The 11,415-nt window shown below is 37.0% G+C and carries 14 protein-coding genes; 5 read left to right on the forward strand and 9 right to left on the reverse strand.

Annotation, left to right across the window (positions count from 1 at the left end):
• Positions 1–19 precede the first annotated feature (19 nt).
• Both ACI6MV_RS10985 and ACI6MV_RS10990 read right to left on the reverse strand, forming a co-directional pair.
• Positions 20–226, reverse strand: a complete 207-nt coding sequence (locus ACI6MV_RS10985; RefSeq protein WP_407270339.1) for a hypothetical protein — start codon at positions 224–226, stop codon at positions 20–22.
• 45 nt (positions 227–271) lie between these two features.
• Positions 272–922 carry a TraR/DksA C4-type zinc finger protein gene (locus ACI6MV_RS10990; RefSeq protein ID WP_407270340.1) on the reverse strand — a complete coding sequence of 217 codons (651 nt, stop codon included), beginning with the start codon at positions 920–922 and terminating at the stop codon, positions 272–274.
• Positions 923–1,273: 351 nt separating this feature from the next.
• Between ACI6MV_RS10990 and ACI6MV_RS10995 the strand changes: the two genes are divergently transcribed.
• Positions 1,274–1,453 carry a hypothetical protein gene (locus ACI6MV_RS10995; RefSeq protein WP_407270341.1) on the forward strand — a complete coding sequence of 60 codons (180 nt, stop codon included), beginning with the start codon at positions 1,274–1,276 and terminating at the stop codon, positions 1,451–1,453.
• Positions 1,454–1,772: 319 nt separating this feature from the next.
• Here the strand turns inward: ACI6MV_RS10995 and ACI6MV_RS11000 are convergent, their stop codons facing one another.
• The 3 genes from ACI6MV_RS11000 to ACI6MV_RS11010 all read right to left on the reverse strand — a co-directional run bounded on the left by ACI6MV_RS11000 (position 1,773) and on the right by ACI6MV_RS11010 (position 4,088).
• Positions 1,773–2,528, reverse strand: a complete 756-nt coding sequence (locus tag ACI6MV_RS11000; protein ID WP_407270342.1) for a TerC family protein — start codon at positions 2,526–2,528, stop codon at positions 1,773–1,775.
• Between the two features lie 264 nt (positions 2,529–2,792).
• Positions 2,793–3,452: an HAD hydrolase-like protein gene (locus ACI6MV_RS11005; RefSeq protein ID WP_407270343.1), complete on the reverse strand. Its 660-nt coding sequence runs from the start codon at positions 3,450–3,452 to the stop codon at positions 2,793–2,795.
• Positions 3,453–3,635: 183 nt separating this feature from the next.
• Positions 3,636–4,088, reverse strand: coding sequence for a CueP family metal-binding protein (locus ACI6MV_RS11010; protein ID WP_407270344.1), 453 nt, complete (start codon positions 4,086–4,088; stop codon positions 3,636–3,638).
• A 613-nt stretch (positions 4,089–4,701) separates the two neighbouring features.
• Here ACI6MV_RS11010 and ACI6MV_RS11015 point away from each other — a divergent pair.
• Positions 4,702–5,631, forward strand: a complete 930-nt coding sequence (locus tag ACI6MV_RS11015) for a prenyltransferase (RefSeq protein WP_407270345.1) — start codon at positions 4,702–4,704, stop codon at positions 5,629–5,631.
• A gap of 71 nt (positions 5,632–5,702) precedes the next feature.
• The gene (locus tag ACI6MV_RS11020; protein ID WP_407270346.1) at positions 5,703–6,152 is read left to right on the forward strand and encodes a DinB family protein; all 450 of its coding nucleotides are present in this window, start codon (positions 5,703–5,705) and stop codon (positions 6,150–6,152) included.
• A gap of 57 nt (positions 6,153–6,209) precedes the next feature.
• On the opposite strand, the gene yfkAB is transcribed toward ACI6MV_RS11020, so the two are convergent.
• Positions 6,210–7,334 carry a radical SAM/CxCxxxxC motif protein YfkAB gene (gene yfkAB, locus ACI6MV_RS11025; protein WP_407270347.1) on the reverse strand — a complete coding sequence of 375 codons (1,125 nt, stop codon included), beginning with the start codon at positions 7,332–7,334 and terminating at the stop codon, positions 6,210–6,212.
• 181 nt (positions 7,335–7,515) lie between these two features.
• Between yfkAB and ACI6MV_RS11030 the strand changes: the two genes are divergently transcribed.
• Positions 7,516–7,980 (forward strand): hypothetical protein, encoded by a 465-nt coding sequence (locus tag ACI6MV_RS11030; RefSeq protein ID WP_407270348.1) that lies wholly within the window; start codon positions 7,516–7,518, stop codon positions 7,978–7,980.
• A gap of 54 nt (positions 7,981–8,034) precedes the next feature.
• Here the strand turns inward: ACI6MV_RS11030 and ACI6MV_RS11035 are convergent, their stop codons facing one another.
• From ACI6MV_RS11035 to ACI6MV_RS11045, 3 genes are all read right to left on the reverse strand, one after another.
• Positions 8,035–9,009, reverse strand: a complete 975-nt coding sequence (locus ACI6MV_RS11035) for an HD domain-containing protein (RefSeq protein ID WP_407270349.1) — start codon at positions 9,007–9,009, stop codon at positions 8,035–8,037.
• Between the two features lie 161 nt (positions 9,010–9,170).
• Positions 9,171–9,791, reverse strand: a complete 621-nt coding sequence (locus ACI6MV_RS11040; protein ID WP_407270350.1) for an HAD hydrolase-like protein — start codon at positions 9,789–9,791, stop codon at positions 9,171–9,173.
• 86 nt (positions 9,792–9,877) lie between these two features.
• Complete coding sequence (locus ACI6MV_RS11045; RefSeq protein WP_407270351.1) at positions 9,878–10,960, reverse strand: PQQ-dependent sugar dehydrogenase; 1,083 nt, start codon at positions 10,958–10,960, stop codon at positions 9,878–9,880.
• A 141-nt stretch (positions 10,961–11,101) separates the two neighbouring features.
• Here ACI6MV_RS11045 and ACI6MV_RS11050 point away from each other — a divergent pair, with 141 nt between their 5' ends.
• Positions 11,102–11,272, forward strand: a complete 171-nt coding sequence (locus tag ACI6MV_RS11050; protein WP_407270352.1) for a hypothetical protein — start codon at positions 11,102–11,104, stop codon at positions 11,270–11,272.
• The last annotated feature ends 143 nt before the right edge of the window (positions 11,273–11,415 follow it).

Below are 11,415 nucleotides of genomic sequence, written 5' to 3' on the forward strand. Positions count from 1 at the left end.
AAACAATGGATACACCCTATTAATTTGAAGTATCGCTATTCTCTTGTGAACTTGAATTATCCTCATTCGATACATTTCCAACAACCTGCCCATCAGGATTTTCCTCTGTTTGCGGATCACCGCTCGGTTCATCCTGAGAATGTTCGAAGGCAAAAGCAATTCCGAGAACGAGAAATAGGCCGATAAGAAGGGTTCCAAAAATACTATAGATTGTTTTTGCTTTCATCATTTCCATCCTTTCTTTTATTTCCCTGGATAATCAAACCATTATTTAGTCATTGTCTTCTTTTTCTGCTTTTCTTCTGCTTGGTTGATTTTTCCCGTTTATATCCGTTGTTGCTACTTCCTCAATCTCCTCTGAGCTACCTGCTAATTCGTCTGAATCAATATACATGTCATCATAGTCACCTTTCTTTTTATAAAAATCAGATGGCGTTTCTGATGATCCGTATGCTTCAACAGCCTGCCACGAATCCTTACCATCAAATGCGGTTGATTCCTTCGCTTCTGCTTTCACCTCACTTGAAATTATATCCGGCTCCATGATGTCTTCTTCTACTGGGCGCTCATTCGTTAATCTTCCTTCAGCGTGCGTTTGACATCTAGAAGTAGTAGGTACTGCTAGTATTCGCTCTTCCTCGATGTCATTGCCACATATCTCACATATTGCGTAAGTGTCAGATTCTATCTTCTTTAGCGCGTCATTTATTTCTTCAACTTTATGTTTTGCATGTCCATGAAGAGCAAGTTCTTTTTCTTGGTCATAAAGCGCTGTACCTTGATCACCAGGATGGTTATCATAGTTGGACAATTCTCCTGTTGGTTTATTTGCACCTTCTCTTAGTTGTAGACGATTGACCAATTCCTGCTTTTCTTGTATTAATATATGTTGTGCTTGATCAATTACTTTTGTAGAAATCATCTATATAGCCTCCTGTCAGATTACACCTAAACGATTTCTTTATAATTTATTACGTGTATATATTACTTGTATCCCACTTGAACAGTTTGTAAACGTAACTGATCATTGGAATTATGCAAAGCAAGTAATCTGTAGTTGAGTTTAATAGAGTTTAAAAAGTATAAATATCTCTTTGAAGGGATTCACAGTGGTAAATTTGAAATGAATTTAAGCGGATTTAAAAATTTTAAGAAGGTAAATGTTTTACGGCAGGAGCAATTAACCCTTGCCGTAATCTTTTTAGATCAATTTAAGACAAGCAGTAAAACCGGATAACCTATTATCCACAGCAACGGAATACAATTTAAGATAATGGCAAGTCGTTTTTTCTTGATTCGGCAAACCCATGCAAAAATTGAACAAAAGATAACTGCAACTGGATATAAAATAGTGACTACAAAAAATAAGCCATTTGAAAAATTCAAACCGCCATCAAGTGCCCATAACGATATTGCGAAAGCAAAATACCAGGGAAATAAGCAAAGAGCATAAAAAACCTGGGTAGAAATCAGAAATATTCTTATCATATTCACCTTCCTAATAGACTGAACTTTTTAACAATTTTACTTGTGTGAATATATCTTATATGGATAATGATTAAAGCACAAGATAATTTTAAAATATTGCCACGTATTATTGCGATACCCACTTCCTTAATAATTAGTAGTAGCTATCCGGGTTAATATTTTTACACGGTTCACCCAGTTAAAACTGGATAACCAGTGACGAATAATGCGTTTCTACGAACATAATCGGTAAATAGGACAATCTATTTAATAATGATTAGAGAATAAAAAACTTCTTTTTCTAATTAATTTTGCTCACTAACACTACCTCTTCTTTTAGCAATTACTCCTGATATTACTACAATCAAAAGCATTACGCCCCAGAAGGTGGCTTTCCAGCCTATGCTATGTGTAAAAGACTCTGTGATTAGACCTAACTCGATATCTGGATGTGCTAATGTATGGACGGCTAATTTGATGCCGACCCAAGCAACAATTAAAAAGGCTGCATTTTCTAATACAGGGTATTGTTTCATGAATTTTACAACATATGTTGCTGCAATTCGAATCAAAGCCAATCCAATGGCCATACCTATGAACACGACGATAAATTTACCACCGTCCATACCTCCAATTGTAGGTAAAGGAGTATTAGGTAAGGAGACTGCAATGGCCACAGCTGCCAAAATAGAATCTATTGCGAATGCAATATCGGTTAGTTCCACCTTGACAATTGCTTTCCAAAAACTTTGATTTTCATCTATAGAGGATTCTGAATCATCATCTTTGCTTTTCATCAAACTCTTTACACCTAAGTAGATCAAGTATACAGCTCCGATTGCCTGAATCTGCCAAATATTCACTACAAAAGAGATTGCGAACAAAGCAGCAAACCTAAATAAAAATGCTCCTACTATCCCATAAAATAAAGCTTTCTTACGTTTGCTCTCTGGTAAATTCTTCACAATTACCCCCATCACAAGCGCATTATCCGCAGATAACAGCCCTTCTAAGCCGATGATAACGAGCATTGTCCAGCCATATTCCAACCATAAATCCATCTGAACTCACCTTCAAGTTTTTATATTCCTAGGTAAAGTTCCCCGGATTTGCTATGGAGTAAACCTCCTTGAGCTTGTTTTAGGAAATGTTCATCCTATAGTATATAAATTCTGACTATTTTCTACCTTTACATATCACTTAAAACCCATGCCATTTTCTCTTTTAAAATCTTCGCTTATTGCTCTAACTCGTTAAGTGTCTTTTTGTCCAGCTATGGATTCAAGGAATATCTATTTCATCAACATGATTTGAACACAGGATTCTTATTTACTTAAATTTGGTAGCATTTTTTTCAACTCCAATAGATCATCAATTACTAAATCGGCCTTAGCTAGTTCATCTTTTCTTGCAAAGTCAAAATTACAACCTATCGCGACTAACTGATTATCTTTGGCTGCATTTATATCAGATAACCGATCACCTACTACTGCTCCTTGTGTAATACGATACTTTTTAACAATAGTTTGAACTAGATCTGATTTATTCAACGATTCTATTTGCTGAATACTAAATGTTTCTGTAACCCATTGATCCAAATGATAATAATTTACTATTGCATGTAAATATGCTGTTAACCCATTACTCGCTATGTATATTGAACAATTCTTTTCCTTTAAATAACTAAAAACTTCCCTTACATGAGGATATAAGGCCCCTTTCCCATTTTTGATATTTTCAATTAATCTTTTTAGAAAATAGTCATTCATAAGCTCTCTGTCTTTATTAGAATGATTAGGCAGCAATGTTTCCCATACTTTTGGCAATGGGACGCCCATAATTTCACGGTATGTATCAATAGGGGTTGCCCCGTTCCATTTATCTAATGAGCGTAAATAATCAAACGTATCATCTAGTGATAATTCTAATATTTTATCGGTTTGAAACAGTGTTCCATCCATATCAAAGATTAGTGATAGAGACATTTTTTTCTCTCCTTTAATGTAGAATTTAGTATTAGGTTTAGCATAAATACCCTTGTTTGAAGGAATGGGAAACAAAATGACTATGAAATAATTATATAATTTCATAGTCACTATAGCTGATTAATTTGATTAAACACTTTTCTGATCTTTTAACTGCATTGTTGTAACGCAAGTATTATCATTTTAAAAAGTGGATAACTCTGACTGTGTAGTTTTTCCGTCGTGTTTAATCGTTACTTGATATTTCCCGTCACGTGGAAGCCACAAATCTATAAATCCGTTAGCCTGTGATGTAACTGTTTCGTCAAGAACGACAGCACCTTCCATATCTTCAATATATAATTGGAATGTTTCATTCACCAATTCTCCTTGGCAGCCAGTCAAGCTATGAATTGCACATGGATGGGTGTTCTCAACATTTGGTGCGATTGAAACGAAAAACTCATCTTCCGGTAAATCATACGTGACCTGACTTTCGTTATTGTTGGTAATAATCAATTGTTCGGAAGTGATTGAAGCGGTCTGATCTTTCACTTTACCTACACTGTAGTCTTGAACCAATTGCTTAATATCTTGCGTTTTATTTTCCATCAATGTATTTTTCTCCCCACTTATCGCAAAAACAAACGCCCCCATTGCAATGGCTACTAGGGCAGTATATATAAGTGCGTGTTCAAAAAGGTGACGAATTAGCAGCAAGAAGGTCGAGGCGGTGAAATCTTGAGGACCGCAGTGTAGGCTTTTCCTACATGAGGTAAGGAAAAGTGATTTGCTTTTCCATAACCGGAAAGATGAACCAACTCTAGAGTTCGCCGCTGATCATTTGGCACCTTTTTGAACAACCTCTATAATAATTTTCTTACTCATATTGTAAACTCCCCTTCTAGCTTTTCTATTGGTACTTCACAATCATAAATGATATCAGCCCACTAATCATCACCTTATTATTTAAAGTTATGATTTTATGTGAAATCAATTTTCAAAGAATCTCTCTATTCAAATTTCACTAAAAAACAGAATTTACTCTCTCGATTTACTATGTATAGATTATCAAACTGCAGAAGATGCTGGTAAATATATGTGCAAGGTAAAGTATGATATAAAATTAATAATTTGAAAAATTGAAGCTTAGCAGAGAAAACGAACTGTCGGCTGTTTACATTCCTGTAACTGTCTACTATTCGTTTGCTTCAGATCCTTTCCGAGCGGGTATAGTCTAAGAACTTGAATTAGCAAAGGAGCTTAAAACATGTCACATTCTTCTATATCTACCCGTATCAAAGGAGGGTGGTTACTTCTGCGCTCGATTGCAGTGATTGCTTCAAGTATTACTACGATCGTTTCGACGATGATTCCCATTTATTTATACTATTCTTTTCCCACGAATCAATTAATTTTAATATTTCTTTTGCTGATTTTTGCTGCCTTCACTATCCACGGTGTGCTTACGCATGTTTGGAATGATTATATTGACAATCAATCCGGTACCGACTTGCACAGTCCCGGAATCCTGTCGGGTGGAAGTCGAGTTATCCAAACTGGTCTCATTTCTACCACGGCACTCTCTACCTTAGGAAAATGGTTAAGCATAATACTAAGCATGTTCGTTGTTGGATTTGCATTATTTGGGTTTTATAAACTAGCAATTTTATTAGCAATCGGATTATGGGCAGCTATTTCGTATTCGCTTCCTCCATTTCGATTAAGTTATCGACCGTTTGTTGGCGAATGGTTTTCCACCTTTCCATCTATTTTAGCACTAGGCTTGGCAGGTGCGTGGCTTACCCTGGATACAATTCCAGTATGGGCTTGGCAAAATGCAATCATTAATGGATTATTTTGTATCGCCTGGATAATGGTTCATCACATACCAGATCGAAATGCAGATCAACAAGCAACACCAGTCAAACAAACTAGCGTGGTTTGGGCTGTAAATAAGTTCGGAGTATCATTTTGCCGTCTCCCCGCAATTGTGTATTTTCTGTTGACCGGTATTTGTGCATGGTGGTTAGGTTTTGAACGACTGTGGGCCATGATAGGAATGCTAATCATGGTCATTACAGCAATTTTTTTAGTATTTAAAATGGATGTTAACGATGCCTATCAAGTGTCCGCTTATGAGAAAATCATCTTAGTACTTGCCATGATAAATGGTGTTTGGCTAGGTATATTTATTTAGAATAATGATTTACTCGTAATTTGCACTGCTAGTTTCTTTTTAATAGAATGAATACATTGGAGGGATTTAAGGTGACGAACGTTTTTTATACATTTGGAAATGTAGATGAATTCGTACAACTAAAAAAATATCGAGAAGAAGTCCTAGTTGAACCTATTGCAGATGGAAAATGGTCAGTCCGAGAGATAATCGGACATTTGTTATATTGGGATCAATTCAATTTAGAAAAAATGGTTCCTCTCATGGCAGATGGCGTGAGATTACCCGCTTTTCCTGACCACGATTTATTTAATGAGGAAGCAGTTTCTTATATAGAGAAATACGACAATGTGGCTGAACTAATCGATGATTTTGCTGCAATTCGGACAAACCTAGCTAAAGAGTTGCAAGCAATAGATAAGCATATAAAATTTCAAATTGAGAACGAGCCCGTCGAATATTCAGCTGAGCTATTTGCGCAATTGTTCTTGGAGCACGATGCACATCATTTGCGGCAGATAAGGACGAAATTAGAAAGTTAGATATGAAACATACTAAAACGTGGCCAGAGTTAAACTATACTTGGCCACGTCAACTATTTATCTACTAATCTTAGTTTCTCGCTGCTGAAAATCCACATCCTGATAATATGTATTTTTCACTAGAATATTTGGACCAAGGCATTTTACTGCAGGGCAATGACAATTCAGCTGCTGTGCCGTCTTCGTATTATTCCAGCTAGCATAGGCATCTAGAAGAGACGTGTCCTGAATCGCACCCAATGGTGGTTCATCTCCAAAATCAGTTACTGATATTTTCCCTGTAAATATGTTAACATTCAAGCGTGAACGTCCATCAGGATCATTTCGCACAGTAACATTCTTTTCATTAAATAAGCGTCTTTGCAATTCTAATTCAACCGTAGATGAGCTACACGGGTAAAAAGGTAGCGTACCAAATAACATCCAAATATTTTTATTACGATGATCAAGAAGCCGGTTGATAGCATTACGCATATCTGCTAAATCTAATGTTTCAAGATTGCTGGCAAAATCAACTGGGTACATAGGATGAATCTCATGTCTTGCACAACCCATTTCAACTACTTGGTCATGAATTTCTTCTAAATAAGGAAATGTTCGCTTATTTAACATCGTTTCAGCAGATACCATTACACCATCATTAGCTAGTCGTTTAGCATTTTCTAAAATCCGGTTAAAATAGTGCTTTCGATTCTCCATAGATGGCTTTCGATTCATGCGGGCAAAACCAGTTTCAGCAAATTCTTCTGACGTGCCCCAATTATGAGATATATGTAGAACATCCAAGTAAGGTATTATCGATTCATAACGACTATATGGCAGTGTAAGATTGGAATTTATTTGTGTTTTCACACCGCGCTGATGTGCATATTGAAGTAGTGGTAACACATGGTTACGAATAGACTTCTTCGACATCATCGGTTCTCCACCAGTAATACTGATTGTTCGAAGATGCTTAATCTCATCTAACCGGCGGAAAACCAAATCCATAGGTAGCGCATCTGGATCTTTATCCTGTAGCGTATATCCAACCGCACAATGGCTGCAGCGCATATTACATAGCGTCGTAGTAGTAAACTCGACACTAGATAACCTCATTTCCCCTGAGTCTTCTACGTCTAGGTATGCTTCCCATGGATCTCGTAGTGCATGTGAAGTTCTAGCTTGTTGTGTATTCACCATCGTAGACCTCCCTCTCTCCGCTCTCATCATAACATATGAAGAGGATAGTGTTGGTAATAATTTTAGGTTGGTATTAATGGATACGGAAGTTGATGAACGTATTCATTTTTGGTCTGAATAATGAAACATTTATGTTTTTCTACACGTATCTAGATGTATAGGATTTAAAGGAGAGATAGTTGTGCAAAACCCAAAAACAGAAGGATTACTAGCTATGCTTAAACAATATGAAAAATACGTTAATGATCAAACAGCGAAAAAACTTGGATTAGACCAGTGTGAACGCATCATTACAAGATTAGATCACTTTTCTGTAGAGTGCCACCATTGTCAGCAATACTTGAATGAGCTGGAAAGTCATATAAAACAACTTAAGGATAATACAGCACCTAATAAAGCGGATGTTAAAGTCCATACACAAAAAATAGCGGGAATTATTGCTCATTTACAAAAACAGCACAAAATTGTAACTGAAGGCTATTACTTGGGCATTTACATGTCCCTAGGAACGAGTCTTGGTCTCGTATTCGGTTTACTATTATTTCCTGATAATTTTGCATTAGGTCTGCCTATTGGAATTGGTACTGGCGTAGCGATTGGCGCTGGGTTAGATGCAGATGCAAAAAAGAAGGGATTAACCTTATAATTTTTGATCGATAGCACTAGGTCACACACAGGCTGATCTAGTGCTATTGATTACTTAGTCGAGACCGAAATAGTATGTTTTTTTCATTGCTCTAATTTCCCCCATTAAAACCTGTGATTCCTCACAAAATGCAGTTAACGGTGCACCATCTACAAGTGGTGTTTTATCGTATATTTTTACAACCCTAATTTCATCTAATTCGTTTCCAGGAACTGGATAAACACTTAGCCTCTCAGGATTATACATGATTGTATCAAGAATGTTCGTAATCCTATCTATTTTTACTTCACGTAGCAACTGAATTAGCTCGCTGTTTACTAATCGCTGGATTACTCCCAATTCTACTTCTGTTTCCGCTGCATAGATGGTGATTGCTTTTGCCAACAACGCATCTAAACAGACCATAACAGGAGATAAGAAGTTAGCGTGGTCTGCATGAATGGAATGCATAATTGTTCTGCTCGTTTGCAAATCTGCTTCGATATAATTTCCTTGAAATGAAATCCGCTTAAACACCTCTGCAGGATGCTCTTTACTTTTTCCGTTCATATACGCATCACGCATAAAGCTGTCAAAATGGTCCGCACTCAAATACGGTGTCTGGTGCGATAATGGCGAATTGTCGTTTAATAAAGCAATGACACGATCTGCTGAAAATCCATACTTGTCTAATATTGATGCAACTTCTATCTCCTTGATATACTGCTCTGTTAGTTGATGGTGATTAAAGCTAAGCGTTTTCTCGACAGCATGTGAAAATGGAAGATGGCCTATATCATGTAACAAAGCTGCAATCCGAAGTTCTTCTTCATCCGGAAAGAAAGTAGCAATCACAGTAAACACACCGATGGTATGCTCAAAACGTGAATGCTTCACAGTCGTAATAAATGAACCTGTGCCATAGTGCGATAAATGCTTTAATCGTCTTAGTGTTTTTGTATGTAATAGTTCGAATTCCCACGGAAAAATCTTCACTTTCGTTTGATACAAAGGCTCGAAAAACTCTTTCGGATCATTAAAAATATACACAAGAATCCCCCTTCAAAATATAAAATGAGCCAGAATCATATCTCATATAGATACGAAACCGGCTCATTCGAATGAGAGTGACTAGGGTCACGATTTATCAGTTCGCAGAAAGTTATAAATGTAGTTTAATTATACGAAAACTCCTGCTATAGTCAATAATTTTAAATTACTTTTAATATTTCACTCGGCTCATAAACCATAAAGTCAGGCTGCTCTGCCTGCACCACCTCAAAAGAATCAAAACCCCAACCGACCCAAATAATCTTCACACCAGATTTTTTGCAGGCTACTATATCACGATGCTCATCACCAACATAAATAACCTCAGAAGCCTGTAGATTATTGTCTTTTAAAAATTTATTAATGAGCTTGTCTTTTCCGAAAAGACTACTTGAGCAAATAACATTGGATACACTTTTTATCTGATTGCGTTCTAAATACGCTTCTATATTGTCTTGTGAATTGGATGATATAATTGTAGTTTGATATCCAGTCCTCTCCAATTCATGTAAAAGCTCCTTGATGCCATCAAATAATTTAATTTCATGGATTGATTCTTTAAACAATTTATATATTTCTGGGATCACAAAAGGCAACTTATACATTGGAAAATTATAAAGCTTACTTCGCTCTTTCATTGACAGCTTATTTAAATTCTCAAGATCTTCCGGGTTCACCTCTTTGAAACGGTGCTTTTTAGCTAACGTGTTCCAACTCGATATAAATGTCATTTTGGAATCTACAAGTGTTCCATCAAAATCAAATATTACATGCTTAACCAATTTGCTTCACTCGTGATCAAAACGCTATTATATGTTTTATCATTTTTACTTATACAAGATTTACAGTCTAAAGGCCAACTTAATTATTAATCAATTCTCCAAAATACTAGTTGGTCATCCGGTTCGGATGGACTGCCTCTTCCATCGGTATTGTTCGTAATAAAGTAGATGCCATTTTCAGTTGCCATCACATCACGAATACGACCATAACCATCATTTACAATTTCCGCCGTTTCGGTTTCAGGGTTGAATTTGCGGATAGCTTCCCCGCGCAAGCTTGCAAAGTAAAAATTGTTATCGTAAAAGGTTAGTCCTGATGGTGCCCACGTCGTTTCACCCGAATGAATGATTGGAGATACCATTCCATCTGCTTGTTCATCCCCTTGGATCACTGGCCAACCGTAATTATTGCCTGCTTCAATCAAGTTAATTTCATCATGTGCCTGGTTACCATGCTCAGATGCATATAAATTGCCTTGACTGTCCCACGCAAGTCCCTGTGGATTGCGGTGTCCGACTGAATACACATAAGAGTCAGGAAATGGATTATCGTCTGGAATTGTTCCATCCATATTCATTCTTAAAATCTTCCCTGCTAAACTGTCCTTATCTTGAGCCAATTGCGGTTTTGTCGCATCACCAGTTGTCACGTATAATTTGTCGTCCGGTCCAATTTCAATTCTGCCGCCTTGGTGATACTGTCCACCCGGAATAAAATCAAGTAACGTACCCGTTTCTACCCAGCGGTCATCTTGTTCTTGAATCGTAGCAATTCGCTGGAAAACTTCACCATTATCTACATATGAATAATAGGCAATAGCTTGACTAGTCTCATCAAAATCTGGTGAAAACGCTAGTCCAAGTAAGCCTGCCTCTGCTTGCTCTGCTAACGGCTGGTCTAGTTCTACCATCTTGCGCACAGCGTTGCCATCTGCAATCCTTGTAATCGATCCGGTCCGTTCACTTATATAAATAACTTCATCCATTAGTTCAATTTCCCAAGGTACACTAAGATTGGTTGCGATCACCTCAAATTCACTATTACCATTACTCGGATTCGTGTCCTCTCCTGTATTTTCCGTTTCTGGATTAATTACTGTATTGGGATCATTTTCTGATTGGTTATTACTTGAACAGCCAATCAGCACACACACCATCAATAGTGACACGTATTTGCGGATAAGCAATCACTCCTAAAAATAGTACTTATTATCTTAATTCTTCGTTTATTCGAGCATGCCTGCAACTTGTTTTTGATGAATAAAAATCATAATCGTCCATAACCTATATGCAGACTAGGAGGTGGGATAATGGGTAACCAAAAGAATAAAACATCAGAAAACATCAAAGACACTGCAGGTGCTGCTTTTCACGCTGCTCATAGTGCCTTAGAGACAACAGAGAATGCTGCCATGAGTGCTGTTGATGCAACTGCTAACGCTGTAAAGAATGCAACAAAAAATAAAAATAAGAATAAATAAAAAGTATAAACGCCATGCATTTGGCGTTTTTTAATTGTTTCTTATCGCTTCATCAGGGTAGACAGGTATTGACACTCCCATAGCTAAAGCAATGGGATTCTAAAATGCTATCGCGTTCGCAGTCCGTTTCTGGTTTGAACTAG

Source organism: Radiobacillus sp. PE A8.2 (genome assembly GCF_045635475.1).
GTDB lineage: Bacteria > Bacillota > Bacilli > Bacillales > Amphibacillaceae > JBJGXI01.

Bases quoted from the DNA above. Each gene is read 5' to 3' on its own strand.
- ACI6MV_RS10985 (WP_407270339.1), bottom strand. From the start codon at position 226: ATGAAAGCAAAAACAATCTATAGTATTTTTGGAACCCTTCTTATCGGC.
- yfkAB (WP_407270347.1), bottom strand. From the start codon at position 7,334: ATGGTGAATACACAACAAGCTAGAACTTCACATGCACTACGAGATCCA.
- ACI6MV_RS10990 (WP_407270340.1), bottom strand. From the start codon at position 922: ATGATTTCTACAAAAGTAATTGATCAAGCACAACATATATTAATACAA.
- ACI6MV_RS11005 (WP_407270343.1), bottom strand. From the start codon at position 3,452: ATGTCTCTATCACTAATCTTTGATATGGATGGAACACTGTTTCAAACC.
- ACI6MV_RS10995 (WP_407270341.1), top strand. From the start codon at position 1,274: ATGGCAAGTCGTTTTTTCTTGATTCGGCAAACCCATGCAAAAATTGAA.
- ACI6MV_RS11015 (WP_407270345.1), top strand. From the start codon at position 4,702: ATGTCACATTCTTCTATATCTACCCGTATCAAAGGAGGGTGGTTACTT.
- ACI6MV_RS11000 (WP_407270342.1), bottom strand. From the start codon at position 2,528: ATGGATTTATGGTTGGAATATGGCTGGACAATGCTCGTTATCATCGGC.
- ACI6MV_RS11050 (WP_407270352.1), top strand. From the start codon at position 11,102: ATGGGTAACCAAAAGAATAAAACATCAGAAAACATCAAAGACACTGCA.
- ACI6MV_RS11010 (WP_407270344.1), bottom strand. From the start codon at position 4,088: ATGGGGGCGTTTGTTTTTGCGATAAGTGGGGAGAAAAATACATTGATG.